Source organism: Clostridium sp. HGF2, from assembly GCF_964240115.1.
Lineage (GTDB): Bacteria > Bacillota_I > Bacilli_A > Erysipelotrichales > Erysipelotrichaceae > Clostridium_AQ > Clostridium_AQ innocuum.
In genome coordinates this window covers 132,491-148,258 of the sequence record NZ_CAXSSO010000001.1, presented here as the reverse complement: position 1 = coordinate 148,258, position 15,768 = coordinate 132,491, and the positions used below count along the sequence as shown (strand labels likewise).

Here is a 15,768-nt window from a genome sequence, read left to right as displayed (position 1 = left end):
TAATCGCAACCTATTTGGGCTGCGTTACTTTATTTGTTAAGACGCATGTGTGGGAACAGCAACACTTCCCGTATCGTCTGTGAATTTGTCAACAGCATCACCAGTCTGTCAATTCCCAATCCAACACCACCGGTTGGCGGCAGACCATACTCCAATGCCTCCACATAATCCGTATCCATCTCATTTGCTTCATCATCCCCCAGATCACGCAGCTTCAGCTGATTCTCAAAACGCTCTCTTTGATCAATCGGATCATTCAGCTCAGAGAATGCATTCGCATACTCATGCCCGTCAATAAACAGCTCATAGCGATCCGCAAATCTAGGATCCTGCGCATTCTTCTTCGCAAGCGGACTGATTTCCACCGGATGCCCATATACATATGTTGGCTGAATCAGCGTTTCCTCAACATACTTCTCAAAAAACAGATTGATAATATGTCCGACACTGTTATGCTTCTTCTCAACCTCAATATCATGCTCCTTCGCAATTGCACATGCATCCGCAAAGCTCATCTCCTGCCAGAAATCAACACCGCATGCTTCCTTGATACCATCCACCATATGTAATCTCTTAAACGGTGCCTTCAAAGAAATCGTCTTATCCTGCCACTCGATTTCTGTGGTACCGCATACCTTCTCTGCCACATGATTCAACAGACCTTCCACCAGATCCATCATCCCGCTCAGATCAGAATATGCCACATAGGCCTCCACCGTTGTAAACTCCGGATTGTGTGTAGCATCCATTCCCTCATTACGGAATAATCTGCCAATCTCATATACACCCTCAAGGCCACCGACGATCAGTCTCTTCAAAGGCAGCTCTGTTGCGATACGCAGATAAAACGGCATATCCAGTGTATTGTGATGCGTCACGAACGGTCTTGCACTTGCTCCACCCAGAATCGGCTGCAGCACCGGTGTCTCCACCTCAACCAAGCCTTCATTATCCAGATAATTCTGAATAGCACGGATAATTCTAGGTCTTGTCAATGCGATACGCTTGCTGTTTTCATTGGTAATCAAGTCCACATAACGGCGGCGGAAACGCTCCTCCACATCCTGTAAGCCATGATACTTCTCAGGAAGCGGGCGCAGTGCCTTCGTCAGATGCGTATACACCTCGGCCTTTACAGAAAGCTCTCCATAATTTGTCTTCATGACCTTTCCTTCAATTCCTACAATATCTCCAAGATCCGACTTCTTGAACACCTCATAGGCCTCTTCACCGATGACATCCTTACGAACATAAATCTGAATCTGTCCGTCGATATCCTGAATATGCATGAAGCCGGCCTTTCCCTGACGTCTCTTCGTCATGATACGTCCCGCAATTTTCACTGTCAGATCTTTTTCTTCCAGCTCTTCCTTCGTACAGTCTTCATATGCTGCACGTATTTCTCCGGATTTGTGTGTTCTCTGATATGCATGCCCGAACGGCTCGATGCCCATGGCACGCAGATCTTCCATTTTCTGTCGACGGATAACTTCCTGTTCAGTTAACTTTTCCATAATCTGCTCCTTTTCTATTTCCATATAAAAAGCTCTCTTCCAACATAGGGACGAGAGCTTCATCGTGGTACCACCCTAATTCGCCGGCAGGTTTCCCCGCGCAGCCTTAGTGACTGTGTTTCAAGTCTCTTCGTAACGTGAAGGAAACGTCCTGATCGGAAAGCTCCAAGTCTTTATTTCCTGCAGGTTCCACTGCTGCACTCTCACCAAACGTGCATACTCTCTGAAAGCTTTCACAAACAGTACTCTCTTATCACAGCCATATTTACGATTATGATTATATAGACAAACCCTGCCTTTGTCAATCGAAAACTCCTTAAAATTACCGATAAAACAAGGCTTTCCATGATTCCTTCCTTATGGTGAAAGGTTTACGAATACCATGTGGATGACAAGCCCTTCAAATGCTTCAGCACTTCATACAAGCCCTTCAGCTATTGCTGTCGGCACGCCATTTCAAGAATATGCAGCTTCCCGTTACCGGCATCAAAGTGCTTTGTCATCCACCTGATCCAGATAGCTGCGCACTGCCTTCATGACATCCTTTAAGCACCCATCCGCAAATGGAACCTTCAGATTCGCTGCCGCAACGATTTGCGTGAATGTCTTCGTTCCACCAATCTGACAGATGCGATAATAGTCCTCAAATGCGTTTTCATCCTTCTGATACAGACGATACCAGAACTGCAATGCACACACCTGTGCCAGTGTATAATCAATATAATAGAACGGTGTCATAAAGATATGACTCTGACGGAACCACCATCCTCCATTCTCCAGAAATTCACAGTCCGTATAATCCTTATGCGGCAGATACTGTTTTTCCAGTCTTCTCCAGGTCTGCCGTCTTTCCGCCGGAGTCATTTCCGGATGCTCATACACCTCATGCTGGAAATGATCCACCAGAACGCCGTAAGGGATGAACTTAGCGGCTCCACCAAGATGAAGGAATCGATACTTGTCCGCATCCTCCTCAAAGAAGGTCTCCATCCACGGCCATGTAAAGAATTCCATACTCATAGAGTGAATTTCACAGCTCTCATAGGTTGGCCAGATACACTCCACCGGTCGGATTCCCATGGAAGTAAACACCTGGAAGGCATGCCCTGCCTCATGAGTGAGAACCTCCGCATCATGGCTTGTCTTATTAAAATTACTGAAAATAAACGGAGAGCGATCTTCGGCAAACACGGTGCAATAGCCTCCGCCTGCCTTTCCCTTTTTACTGTCAAGGTCCAGCAGATCATGCTCCACCATGAAATCAAAGAACGTTCCACAGCGGTCATCCAGCTCATGATACATTGTGTTTGCGCGTGCAATCATTTCCTGTGTATCGTATTTCGGAGTTGGGTTGCCACTTGCAAATTCATATTTTTCATCGTATACATGTAGTCTGTCATAGCCTAAACGTTCCCGCTGCCGTTCATATAATGCATTACATAACGGTACAATCTCCTCCAGAACCTGCCGGCGGTAGTTTGCCACATCCTCCTGCTTGTAATCAAAGCGGCACTGCAGCATATATGCCAGTTCAACATAATTCTTATAACCCAGCTTTTTCGCCATGCGGTCGCGCACCTTAACCATGCGGTCATATAAACCATCAATCTCGTCCTGGTGTGACTGCATCCATCCCCAGTATGCCTGGGTAGCTCGTTTACGAATGTCACGATCATCACATTCCATCTTTACACCAAGCTCTGATAACGTATAGGTATCACCATCGAAGGGAATCTGTGCACTGGCTATCAGCTTCTGATAACTGCTCTGCAAACGGTTTTCCTCCTGCAGCTCTTCAATAATTTCATCACTGAAACTTTTCTGTGCAAACTCCGCAAGCAGGAAATAGGTTTCCGGAACATCCTTTTTCAATTCCTCCGCAAACGGTGAAGCCAGCACCTCTTTGTCAAACGCCGTTGTCAGGGACTTCATCTTCGGCATTGCCTCGTCCCAGTAATCGTTTTCCTTCTGATAAAAGGCATCGTTTGTATTGATCGTATAGCGGACATAACAGATATTATACATCGTATCCAGATGCTCAAATGCCCGTTTCCCCTCATCAAATGCTTTCTTGAAGCTTTGATAGTCCTTTGCTTCCTTCAGCCTGGTGCCTGCCTGCTGCATTGCCTCTGCATAAGCCTCATAGCTGTAACGCTCATAGTTATAATCCTTAAATTTCATGCTATCACCTCATCAATCATTATACGAGATATTTCATGTAAAAGATATCCAAACAATGTGAAAATATGTCTCTTTCCTTTTGTTTATTGGATATGTACACACATATACTGATCCCTTCGTGCAAATAAAGAGAGTATTGACCATGGAAAACCACGGCGGTTTTCAACAGATAAACAGGAATACATGCTGGGGCATTATCCCATATACCTCCTGATGATAAAATTGTCAGTAACTAAGGTATATGGATAAAAGATCTGATTCTTCCATACCGCAATGTAAAAAGAAAAACCGCCTGAAACGGATGGCATAACAAAGCACAGCGATATCTGCCCGGCTATGAAGCACCATCTCAACGGTTCCCCTGTTTATACTGTTCCTGTATTCTAGCATACTCTGCTTCATATGCGGATAATATGCTTTGCATTTCCTCGTAGGTTTCGATTTTGCTCAGCTGATCCTTGAGCTGATGGCTCTTTGGCAGCCCCTTTACATACCATGCAGCATGTCCGCGCATTTCTCGAATACCGACGAATTCACCCTTCAGATTACACAGGCGTTTTGCGTGCAGTCTGGCCATTGCGAACGTTTCCTCCAGCGTTACCTCCGGCATATGCTTACCGCATTCCAGATAATGGGCAATATCCTTGATCAGCCAGGGATCCCCCAAAACACCGCGGCCGATCATGACAGCATCACAGCCGGTTTCCTTCAGCATCTTCTCTGCATCCTCACCGCTTCGCACATCCCCGTTCCCCATTACGGGAATGGACACGGCTTCCTTCACCTTTTTAATATAGGACCAGTCTGCACAGCCCTCATACATCTGTTTTCTGGTTCGTCCATGCACGGCAAGTGCCTGCACTCCGACAGCCTCCAGTCCTCTGGCAAGCTCCAGACATGTAATCTGATCCAAATCCCAGCCGATCCGCATTTTCACGGTGACCGGTTTTTTCACACTCTGAATAACCGCCCTGCTCATTTCCACAGCATGATCAACATCCTTCATCAGAGCGCTTCCCGCAAAGGATTTCACAATTTTTGTGACAGGACATCCCATATTGATATCAATGATATCACAATCGGTTTTTTCATCCAGAAATTTTGCGGCATATACCATTGTCTCTATATCATGTCCGAAAATCTGCATGGCCAAAGGATGCTCCTGTTCCTCGACATCCGTCATACCTACTGTTTTTTCATTATCATAATACAGCGCCTTATCCGAAACCATCTCTGTATAAATAAGACCGGCACCGAATTCCTTGCAGATTACACGAAAGGCAGGATTGGATATCCCTGCCATCGGTGCGATTACCACCTGATTCGGTATTACAATATCTCTGATTTTCCAGCTGTTATTTGGCATGTGCATCCATAAACCTTTCCAGCTCCAGAAGCTCTTCCTCGCTGAATTGATATTTCTCTCCACAGAAATTGCAGGTAATCTCACAGCCGTGATCCTCTTCGATCATCTGCTGGCGTTCCTCCTTTGGAAGGGTTGTCAGAACACGCTTCATAGTTGCACGATCACATTTACAGCGGAATTCAATATCCTGTCCTGTCAGGATTCTGACATCGTCAAACAGATCACGGAGAATATCCTCCAGACTTTCATATTCCTGAATCATCGTGGACATATGCCTTAGATTTGCTACAATCTGTTCCACCTTTACGATATCCTTTTCCTCTGCATCCGGAAGCATCTGGATAATCATGCCGCCTGCGGAAAGAATGGAATTATCGGTATCAACCAGTACACCGACACTGACTGCGGACGGTGTCTGTTCACTTGCGGTAAAATAGTAGGCAAAGTCATCACCGATTTCACCACTCTGCAGAGCAACGGTACCGCTCCAGTTTTCCTTCATGTTCATATCCTTCACAACTTCCAGATATCCGTCTTTTCCCACAGCAGCTCCGACCGCCAGTTTTCCGGTATCATTGTATTGCAGCATGATATGCGGGTCACTCACAAAGCCGCGCACATGACCGTCACTGTAGGCATCTACCAGAATGGTACCGATGGGACCTCCGCCGTTGATGCGAATCGTAATCTGTTCCTGTGCTGTTTTCAGCATGCTTCCCATCATGGAACCCACAGTTAATACGCGTCCCAGGGCAGCCGCACTTGTCGGCCATAAATCAAAACGTTTTCTTGCTTCCTCCACCATATGCGTAGAAGAGCATATATAGATTCTCACATGCTCATTGCACGCAAGCGCCTTTACTAAATAATCTTTCATCATAGAAATCACTCCCAGCCTTACAGGCAACTGTAGTATACCACAAAAACCTGCAGAATGAGAAGAAAATCGACTTCGTTATACTGTTGTGTACGTTGAATACTGCAGGCAAGGAAAAAGAGGGTGAATGTATCTGATATATAGAAAAAGGTACAGTATTATCTAATCCTGTACCCGTCGTATGCATACGTTAATCGTACGGCTTGATTTCCACTGTCTTTTTATCAAAGTCTAGGAAGATCTGAAACGCATTGCGGTTCTCATCCTCATCCCATATTTCCACGAATCGCGGGGTTACCTCAATCAGAATCTCCGTATCCTCATGGCTGTATGCATTATAGCTCTGCCACAGATATTTCTTATACAAGGCTTCAAACCTTCTTCCCGGCTCGTCCACGACAAGCCCCTTGTTTACGGCGATTCCCTCTACCTGAACGCCACCTGTGCAGAGTGCCACCTGCGGGTTTCGATACAGCTGCTGTGTCTTGCGGAAATTCTTATCGGTCTTGAAATAGATTTTCCCATCATAAAACAGACAGCTTACATTACGCACCATGACGTAATCATTAACGCTGGAGCCAAGTGCCATAATTTTGGAATCTCCCAGCTTGTGAAACAGCAATGCTACTCCTTCTTCAAATGTCATCTTCTTTTCCTCCTTACTGACGATTTGCGAATCGGTGAATCATCGGACTTATTTTCTTGTATACGGCAAAGGTAATCAGGCAGCTGATACCGTATTTTATCAGGTTAAACGGTACGATGCCCAGTATCACCATGGTAGTGACAGAATTCATCATCGGATTGACCTTGGAACAGGAAAGGATAATCTGGTCCATATTCATATCATACAGGGCAACATAGAACGGAATAATCAAATACAGATTGGTCAGCACTGCAACTAAGGTACTAACCAGAGTCCCTGCCGTCATTCCCAGCAGTGCTTCCTTTCGTGTCTTCTTGTGACGGTACAGCAAAGACGCAGGCAGTACCAGGGCAACTCCCAGCAAAAAGCTCTGCAGCTCTCCGGTAAACATGGAATTGGATCCGGAAATCACCATCTGAACCATAACACGGATAAAGACAATCAGAACACCTGCCACCGGTCCCAGAGCGAAGGCTCCGATCAGCTCCGGAATTGCGGCCAGATCAAAGCTTAGAAAGGGCGGCATAAACGGAATGGGAAAGCGAAACATCATCAGTATCGCTCCCAATGCACCGAGCATGCCAATCAGGGCAAGCCGCTTTGCACTCATGTTGTTTTTCAATTCACATCTCCTCCATTTCAAAAAAACACCTGACTACGAAAAAACTCGTCTTCAGGTGTGCGTTTACAGAAAATGTCTTTTCTCATCCGGACTTTACCGTCGGTGCCAGAATTTCGCTGGCTCAGCCGCTCATTACGCGGGTCATGGACTATCACCATCGGTAGGGAATTTCACCCTGCCACAAAGACTTGTTATTCAATTTTGAATGCAGGTCATGCGTCAACACAATCTGTATATTCATTATAGCTCATGAAACAGCATGTGTAAATAAGAAACAGAAATGTAATTTTTTTCATATACCTGATGCAATACACATCGCCAAGTAGAAAACAGTACAGAAAAGAAACACCGGGTTCTACCCTGTTGCTGATAAAATATGAAGATCCACCTCCTGTTTTGTAAGGTGTTTTTCATATTCATCCATCTTTAGTGTCTGTATCTTCCAACAAATATCAATAATTCGTGGATTATTTAGGAATTCAGTATCCTCCATACGTATATAGGGGTGTAAGAAGCCCTTACAGAATGGAGGACATAAACATGTCAAACACAATGAATCAACTCAACTACAGTAACGATCTATTTTTTAAGTACACCCTTTCCCGTGAGGATGAAGGCTCTGTGTACGCCCGCAACACCATCATTGAACGTGTTACCGGTATCAGGGTAAAGGAAAGCACCGTGCTCAATCCCAATCTGGATCCGGGCATCATCGGAAAAAAGCGCATCATTCTGGATGTTCATGTGAAGGATGAACAAAACCGCCATTTCAATATCGAGATGCAGACGACCTACAAGGGATTAGCGGAAATGATGCGCTTTGAATTTTATGGAGCCAGAGCGTTGAACAATCAGCTGAACAGCGGTAAGAAGTATAAGGATTTAAGCCGGTATATCAGATTATTTTCATTGACGAGTATGCATGGAACAACAGAAATCTGATCAATCAGTATCAGATGCGCAATGAGCAGGGAGAGAAGGAAAGCTACTATCCGCTCATCCTTCGCACCTATATTCATATGCCGGCAATCAATGACATCGTAAGGGAGAAGGAAATACTGAGGCTGAATGACTTTGAACAGCTGATATACCTGTTTGAAAATAATGAGAAAAATGATATACTGAAGTCAAAGGAAAGGCTGGTGAAGGTATTCGTGGATAAGTATGAGGAAATGCAGAAGGATGATGAGCTGTGGTCAACCGCAATGGCTATTCAGATGGGAGAGGCACGTTACCGCTATGGCTTGGAGGACAGCTTTGAAGAAGGAAAAAAGGAAGGAGAAGCATTACTGTTAATAAAGCAGCTTAAAAGTAAGTATCATGAGGATTGCACAACATGGCTGCAATCTTTGAATGATGAACAGATCGAAGCCGTATCCAGCTTGATACTGGTTTGCAATTTTTTTCAGGAGTTGAAGGATCAGGTTATGTCAATGAAGTAATACATACAATACCAAATAAGAAAACTGTTTTATAAGCATATGCCTCTATAAAACAGTTTTTTAATCTATTCTTTCTGCCGCATCCGTATCACAGGTATTGAAATATTGTAAAATTACATGAATGGATGCTGCATATTTTTAGCAGGTATCAGGCGCTCTGAGTTAATGCATAATGCTCATAGATAAGGAAATCATACACCTAGAACTCAGCGCAGAATTTGATAACATCCTTTAGGGATATGCTTTCCTTCAGCAACCCGTACACTTCCTTCAGCTTATCCGCAGAGTGAAAATTCTCATACATCTTCATAAGAGTATCCGGATTGCTGTTTTCCTTCACCACAGCATACCGCATAGCCGCAGCTGCCGCAAGTAGGATATACCCGCATTTCTGTCCATATTTTTCAGCAAGCCGAAGCGGCTCATACAGCCGTTCTTCTTTGTTCAGCTTCCGTTGTGCCTGCCGCGCATTGCGATACACCGTATCATAGATTTCCCGATTACGGAATTTATGCACTGCTCGCATAGTAAAGGAAAGCTGCACATCCTGTTCCACTGCATATTCTCTTGCGATGATTGTACTGACAACCGGTACTGCTCGATCCATCAGCTCCATAATCTGCGGATCATTTGCGGCTTCTCCGTAAACCTCATATTGCAGATAATCCCCAAGATACGCAACAATCGCACTCATGAAATTATACGTATAAATTTTTCTTTGAATCAGGGATGGAAAATCTGCTTCCAGCGGCATTCCCACAATGTCTGGAATCATCCCCTTTACACTGCCGTCCACTGGCAGCTCTGCGACATCCTCGCTGATCAGTGCCAGACTTTTTTCCTTTAGCTGCAGTGTTGTACAGAAGATCACACCCTCGGAAATGCTGTTGGATATATTCGCATCCACAAGCGGCTGTTTTACGTGGACACCGTTTTCACAGCATACGATCCGCAGCTGCTTTTCACCACACTGTTCAGCCGCAGCACTCAGTAGCCCTACCAGCTCCTTTATATTGCCTGCGAATACACTTGTCGTGATCAAATCTGAGTGTGCCAGTTTCTCTATGACTTCCTCATCCGCTGTCGTATAAGCATCATAGCCGGAAATAGTAACTGGCTCCTTCCCATCACCAAAGTAGTGAACGGGATAGGATTTTTCCGCATTCAGCCGGTCGATAAGCTCTTTGTTTTTATCAATAAACGTAATATGATATGCATTTGCCTGCAGGATGGGTGCGATAAAGCCGCGACCTGTCTGTCCTGCACCAATAAGTACTGCCTCTTTCATGTTCCTCCAATCTCCCATTTCTCCATGGGTTCATATCGCAAGGCGGTTGACATCTTTTTAACACGTGGAGCCTTGCTTTTCTGCATTGCTTTTTCTATAGTCCATGCTATAGAAAAGCAAAATACCTTATGGAAAGCGGCCTGCGCTGCAGACCGCTGTACTCTTATGCTAGTGGTTACATTTAACCCCTCTTGTTTCCTATCCCTTGCTTTTTCCTCCGGATACCGGAATGGTGACACCGGTAATATAGCTGGCATGATCGGAAATCAGATAACAGATCAGATCCGCTACCTCATACAGATGGCCCGGTCTTCCCAGCGGTATAGAGGATTTGTAGTTTTTAAAGAACTCCTCCGGTCTGGTGTTGACATCCCAGCCGCGACCGTATGCCTGTGCTCTATATTTTTCATCATTATTGGCAGGAGTACGGTCCAGAATATCCGGTGCCACACCGACAACACGAATATTATACGGTCCCAGCTCCTTTGCCCAGGAAATTGTAAAGGCATGAATCGCAGCCTTTGTGGCAGAATAGCAGCTATGTCCTCTGGAGCCCATCAATCCTGCACAGGAGGATAGGTTGATGATAACACCCTCCTTTTTTCCATACAATACGCGTGTTACCGCCTGTGATACCAGAAAGGTCCCCTTCTGATTGACACCAACCATAAAATCAAAATCCTCTTCGCTCAGCTCATACTGCGGTTCGCTGCCATAGTAATCCACAAGGATTCTCGGTCTGGTCACACCGGCATCGTTTACCAGAGCATCCACCGTGCCGAATTTCTGTACAACGGCATCGACAGCAGCCTCAACCTCTTTTTTGTTTCGGATATCCAGATGCACATACATCCTGCGATCATCCTCAGAAAAATCCTTCGGCTTTGCCAGATCGAAGATTGCGACTCTGGCATTGCAGGCAAGCAGATCCTTTACCATGGCTTCTCCGATTCCCATCGCACCACCGGTAACTATCACAACCTTGTTATTCAAGTCAATCCATTGCTTTTGTTCCATACATGCTCCTCCTTATACGATACCGAAGAAGGAAAGTACGACAGACAGCACCAGGATGGATACCAGAATGCGCACATACTTCGGACCGCTTTTCTTAATATAGAAATAAATGCCAAACACGACGAGCAGAGGCAGAATATTCGGGAAAATCTTATTCAAAACATCCTGCAGCAGCTGTTTTTCACCAACTGCATTTGCCCATGATATCGGTGTAACAAGCTTTACATAGGTGGAAGACAATGCCCCCATCATAAACAGACCAAGCACGCTGGCTGTCTTGATAAACTGATTCAGCTTACCGGATTTCAGAATGGATACCACTGATTTTCTCCCCAGTGTATAGCCCTTTGTGACAAGTGTATACGCAAGAAATGTTATGGCAACACCCCAGATCAGCAGCGGTCCGACACCTGCCAGCCAGTTCCCCTCTGCGGCCAGTGGAATAAACATGGATAGCAGCAGCGGACGAAGCATCCCGTGATTGATGGTGTCTCCAATTCCTGCCAGCGGTCCCATCAGACCGACCTTCAGGTTGCTGATCATATCAGCGGAGGCCTCCAGCTCTTCACTGCCTGCCCCTTCCTGCAGCATAATCGCGCGCTCCTCCTCCAAAGCACAGGTCATACCGAAAATAACGGAGCCCCAGGTTGCCTCGGAGTTGTAGAACATTAAATGACGCTGTAATGCTTTTTTGTATTCCTCCTCATCCTCCTTATACAGCTTCGAAAGAATAGCACTCATACCATAGGAGAATGCCGGAGCCGTCAAACGCTCAAAGCCGGAATTCACCTCGGCGGTAAGATAATATTTTGCCCAGCCCTTGATTACCTCATTTTTCTTCAGATTAAGTTCGCTCATATCAGAAATCTCCTTCATCATCATCCACAGCGACTGTGCTGCCTGTACTGTTGGTAAACTGCGATTGAAGAATTGCAATACAGATTGCAATTACCGCAATTCCAATCGTATTCATTCCTGTATAGGCATACATCGCAAAGCCAAGAATAAAGTATGGGATAAGCTCCTTTTTCCCAATGACCATGATAGTTACCGCAAAGCCAAGTGCAGGAAGCAGACCGCCTGCCACACTCAGACCGTTCATCGCCCATGCAGGAATCGCATTCAGGAACGCGGATACGGCATCGGTTCCAAACAGCAGTGCCAGTGTTGTCGGAAGAACACGCAGCGGAATGGAACAGAAGAACGGATACCAGAATTCCGCTCTGCCCATTGCCTTCATATCCCCTTTTTCAGCTGCCTTGTCCGCAAGGTGGACAAAGTAGGAATGATAGGTGCGCTTCAGATTATCCAGCAGAACTCCCAGAAGTCCTACCGGAACTGCAATGGTTACAGCGATATCCGGCTCTAATCCGGCTGCCAGTGCCACCGGAATCGTAATGCAGGATGCCAGCGCCTCATCCGCAGGCAGTGTACCTCCCGGAGCTATTGCGCCTAAATAAATCATCTGCAGAGATGCGCCGATTTTCATCGCATCCCCCAGGTTTCCCATAATAAGTCCAATCGGAACCGCCAGCACCAGTGGCTGACGGACGAGATGCAGTGTACCATACCAGAGTTTATTGGTTGCCAGCCAGTAGAGTACACCAAATACCAGGGCTAATCCTATGTTCATAAATATCTCCTTTTCATTTCATTTTATAATTCCTGAAATATACTTTTTAATGCTCCCTCTTTGCTGTACCATGCGGTTTAAACCCTCGTTTTCACCGCATGTCAGCATTATTTCCCTCGTACTTCCTTCAAAGCGTCGTGGAGTGTGAAGGCCGGATCCTTCGGCGTTACCTGCAGCGTTACCGCTACTCCCTCATTCTGCATAGCCTCCAGCATTTCCGCTTCCTGTTCGCTTAACGACAGCTCATTTGAAATCATGACCTTGTTTGTCCCGTTGCCAAGACCGCCTACCTGCAGTGCCTTCATCGGAAATCCCAAATCAAAGGCCTTCTTTGCATTTTCCACAGATTTAAACAAAATCAACAGCTTCTTATCCTTGAATACATCCTTTTTAAATGCAGCTACCGCTTTTTCAATCGGACGTATTGCCACTTTTATTCCCGGAGGTGCCGCCATCAGGAATACCTGTGCCAAAAACTTGTCTGCCGCCAGCTTATCATCTACAATCAGGATGGAATCTGCGGATACCTGCTTGATCCAGTTGGTAACAACCTGACCGTGCATCAGTCGAAAATCAATACGTATCAGTTTGATTTCTGTCATGCTCTTCACCCTCTTTCTTCATCGAATGCAATCGGATTCGGCTGTATGATGGACGCTCTGGCCGCTTCAAGACCAGCCTTCATCAGCTCCTGGATTGTGCATTCTTCATTGTTGCGCTTCAAGATCAGCTCTATCAGCATCGGCAGATTGATACCGCACACTACATGGAGTGAAAACTCCCGCTGCAGCATCATGCCCACATTGGAGGGAGTTCCTCCATACAGATCCGCCAACACAAGGATTTCTCCCTGAACGCCTGTTAGATAGTCTCTGACCTCCTCGTAATATTCCTCTATTGACATTCCGGACAATAGAGAAACTGCATGAATATGCTCTGTCTTTCCTGCAATCAGCTCTGCGCTTTTGATTAGCTCCTCTCCAAATCTACCATGATTCAGTATCACATACGTTATCGGCTCTATCACTTCTTCACTTCCTTTACCTAATGTTCAACGGCCTTTGAACTACACCCTTACTTTACCATTGCACGAGCCTTTTATTTTTTCTTTTATTGCACCAGCAATCGTGCAGCTTTTCCGAAGGATTGCTTTTTCCGTTCTGCACGGATGCTCGTGCAATAAGATTAAAATATTTTTGAAATGGATTGGGGTATACTAGAAAATGAAACAGAGGGGGTAAGGATTGCAGGTGATAAAATGCTGACAAAGAGACAATACTCGATATTATCTTTTTATGTGGAAAACCGGGGAATGTATGTTTCATCCAATGAACTCGCTGCTATGTTTGATATCAGTGTACGGACAGTAAAAAACGAGCTGAAGATCGTCCGTGATTTTTGCGATTCCTATTCCTCATTTGTACTGGATACACTTGCAGGAAAGGGAACCAGATTAAGTGTACTGGATGATGCGGCATTTGAAAAGGACATGGAGATTCTGCGCAAGAAAACGCTGCAGCTTTCCTGTAATACAAAAAACCGAGTTCACTCCGTTATGAAAATGCTGATGGATGCGACCGGCTATGTATCGAAATACACACTGACAGAGACCTTCTATATCAGTGAATCCACACTGTATCACGCACTGAACGAAATCAAAAAGCTGTTAAAGCAATACGATCTTGCACTGGTACATAAAACAAATCTCGGCTATAAGATCGAGGGCAGAGAAATTGACAAGCGGATGTGCATAGCAAAAAATGAAATCAATGATGAATCCACCGATCACTTTGCATTATCCGAAGATGTATCGGATATATACAATGTAGTGGCTGATGTGTTTTTCAAATACCATTATCAGATCAATGAACAGACCATTCAGAATATTACTGCGCATATCGCACTCACACTGCGCAGAGTCAGAAAGGGACATTTCATCGAACAGCAAATGGAACAGGATGTGCCGGATTCCACAGAATATCAGATTTCCACAGAAATACTGACACGCTTTCTTACCAGATACCGCATTAAGAAGCAATACTTGATGAACGAGATCAATCTGTTGACGCAGACCATTCTGGGAAAGCTTGATTACTCCAGAAATGATCATCTGCAAAAGGAGGTCAATGATTTTATCAACGATTCCTTTTTGTATATTCGCAACAAGTTCTGTGTCAACTTTGAGCCTGCGGAAAGCCTGAAGCTGTTTCTTGCACTGCATCTGGTACCGCTCATTTACCGTATTAAATCCGGAACACAGCTCAATAATATGATGGCACCGGAAATCAAACAGTCCTTCCCGCTTGCTTATGATATCGCCCTATACTTCACGCTGCTGATCAAGGAGCGGTTTCATCTGAATGTTTCTGCGGATGAAATTTCCTATCTGTCCCTGTATTTCAATTACGGGCTGGAAAATATTCATCTGGGAAATTCCGCAAAGAAAATCTTGATTATCACATCGCTTCGCAAGTCGGAAACAGTCCTGCTGCGTCATAAGATTTTAACCTGGTTTCCCAATCAGATTGCAGAGATTACCTTTATCACCGGAGACAATGACGATTTCGATACCGAGGATTATGATGCTATTTTCTCCACCGATAGAAACAGTGAGAAATATAAGGGTGGTATTACACTGATCAGTATTTTCCCGGATGAGAAGGATTTTGAAAAAATCAATCTGGCAATCAACGGCTATACAGACACGGATTCCATACTGGAGAAGTTCAGTGAGGATTGTTATTTCTATGGTGAGGTGAAGGATAAGGAAGAAATTCTGGATATTATCTGTCGCAATGCCATTGAAAAATATAAGCTGAATGATGAGTTTCTGGAGGTCATTAAGGCAAGGGAACAGATTACCAGCTCTTACTTCGGTAACTGCATTGCCGTACCGCATCCGCTCACACCGTTTTCGGATGAAACCTTTGTATCTCTGGGGGTATTGAAAAAGCCCATCGCATGGGATAAGAATCACAATGTTCGTGTAGTTATGCTGGTATCCATTGAAAAGAATAATCCGAAGGCATTTCAGTTCTGGTATTATATGAGCACCTTTGTGCGCAATGAGGAGCTGCTGCAGAATTTTTTCAAAAAACCCAGCTTTCTGCGTTTTACGGAAATATTGAAAATATCACTGGAAAAGGATTTTGACTAGCCTGCTGGTTGGAATTCTTTTTTCA

At 45.0% G+C, this 15,768-nt stretch carries 13 protein-coding genes, 1 pseudogene and 1 riboswitch; of the genes and pseudogenes, 2 read left to right on the top strand and 12 right to left on the bottom strand.

The genetic code is table 11. The features are described from left to right. Positions 1 to 29: 29 nt before the first annotated feature. The 6 genes from lysS to ACESPQ_RS00655 form a co-directional block, all read right to left on the bottom strand. Positions 30 to 1,514, bottom strand: a complete 1,485-nt coding sequence (gene lysS, locus ACESPQ_RS00680) for a lysine--tRNA ligase (RefSeq protein ID WP_373143769.1) — start codon at positions 1,512 to 1,514, stop codon at positions 30 to 32. 486 nt (positions 1,515 to 2,000) lie between these two features. Then, positions 2,001 to 3,695 carry a M3 family oligoendopeptidase gene (locus ACESPQ_RS00675; RefSeq protein WP_118002330.1) on the bottom strand — a complete coding sequence of 565 codons (1,695 nt, stop codon included), beginning with the start codon at positions 3,693 to 3,695 and terminating at the stop codon, positions 2,001 to 2,003. A 349-nt stretch (positions 3,696 to 4,044) separates the two neighbouring features. After that, positions 4,045 to 5,061 carry a tRNA dihydrouridine synthase DusB gene (gene dusB, locus ACESPQ_RS00670; protein ID WP_373143941.1) on the bottom strand — a complete coding sequence of 339 codons (1,017 nt, stop codon included), beginning with the start codon at positions 5,059 to 5,061 and terminating at the stop codon, positions 4,045 to 4,047. Then, complete coding sequence (hslO, locus tag ACESPQ_RS00665; protein ID WP_022299957.1) at positions 5,051 to 5,941, bottom strand: Hsp33 family molecular chaperone HslO; 891 nt, start codon at positions 5,939 to 5,941, stop codon at positions 5,051 to 5,053. Before hslO ends, dusB begins: the two co-directional genes overlap by 11 nt. Positions 5,942 to 6,128: 187 nt before the next feature. Beyond that, positions 6,129 to 6,584, bottom strand: a complete 456-nt coding sequence (locus ACESPQ_RS00660) for a pyridoxamine 5'-phosphate oxidase family protein (RefSeq protein WP_002606309.1) — start codon at positions 6,582 to 6,584, stop codon at positions 6,129 to 6,131. 13 nt (positions 6,585 to 6,597) lie between these two features. Next, positions 6,598 to 7,206, bottom strand: a complete 609-nt coding sequence (locus ACESPQ_RS00655; protein WP_002606310.1) for an ECF transporter S component — start codon at positions 7,204 to 7,206, stop codon at positions 6,598 to 6,600. 70 nt (positions 7,207 to 7,276) lie between these two features. Next, positions 7,277 to 7,398, bottom strand: a riboswitch (FMN riboswitch). A gap of 348 nt (positions 7,399 to 7,746) precedes the next feature. Here ACESPQ_RS00655 and ACESPQ_RS00650 point away from each other — a divergent pair. Further along, positions 7,747 to 8,648 (top strand): annotated as a pseudogene (locus ACESPQ_RS00650) (PD-(D/E)XK nuclease family transposase). Positions 8,649 to 8,847: 199 nt separating this feature from the next. Here ACESPQ_RS00650 and ACESPQ_RS00645 read toward each other — a convergent pair. From ACESPQ_RS00645 to ACESPQ_RS00620, 6 genes are all read right to left on the bottom strand, one after another. After that, positions 8,848 to 9,936 carry a mannitol dehydrogenase gene (locus ACESPQ_RS00645; protein WP_373143768.1) on the bottom strand — a complete coding sequence of 363 codons (1,089 nt, stop codon included), beginning with the start codon at positions 9,934 to 9,936 and terminating at the stop codon, positions 8,848 to 8,850. Between the two features lie 198 nt (positions 9,937 to 10,134). After that, positions 10,135 to 10,953, bottom strand: a complete 819-nt coding sequence (locus ACESPQ_RS00640) for a sorbitol-6-phosphate dehydrogenase subunit (RefSeq protein ID WP_008816389.1) — start codon at positions 10,951 to 10,953, stop codon at positions 10,135 to 10,137. 12 nt (positions 10,954 to 10,965) lie between these two features. Then, entirely contained in the window at positions 10,966 to 11,811 is an 846-nt protein-coding gene (locus ACESPQ_RS00635; protein WP_002606314.1) for a PTS system mannose/fructose/sorbose family transporter subunit IID, read from the bottom strand. 1 nt (position 11,812) lies between these two features. Next, the gene (locus tag ACESPQ_RS00630) at positions 11,813 to 12,586 is read right to left on the bottom strand and encodes a PTS mannose/fructose/sorbose/N-acetylgalactosamine transporter subunit IIC (protein ID WP_002606315.1); all 774 of its coding nucleotides are present in this window, start codon (positions 12,584 to 12,586) and stop codon (positions 11,813 to 11,815) included. A 107-nt stretch (positions 12,587 to 12,693) separates the two neighbouring features. After that, on the bottom strand, positions 12,694 to 13,188 hold the full coding sequence (locus ACESPQ_RS00625) for a PTS sugar transporter subunit IIB (RefSeq protein ID WP_373143766.1): 495 nt from the start codon (positions 13,186 to 13,188) through the stop codon (positions 12,694 to 12,696). Between the two features lie 5 nt (positions 13,189 to 13,193). Then, positions 13,194 to 13,613, bottom strand: a complete 420-nt coding sequence (locus tag ACESPQ_RS00620) for a PTS sugar transporter subunit IIA (protein ID WP_373143765.1) — start codon at positions 13,611 to 13,613, stop codon at positions 13,194 to 13,196. Between the two features lie 231 nt (positions 13,614 to 13,844). Between ACESPQ_RS00620 and ACESPQ_RS00615 the strand changes: the two genes are divergently transcribed. After that, positions 13,845 to 15,743: a BglG family transcription antiterminator gene (locus ACESPQ_RS00615; protein WP_373143764.1), complete on the top strand. Its 1,899-nt coding sequence runs from the start codon at positions 13,845 to 13,847 to the stop codon at positions 15,741 to 15,743. Positions 15,744 to 15,768: the final 25 nt, after the last annotated feature.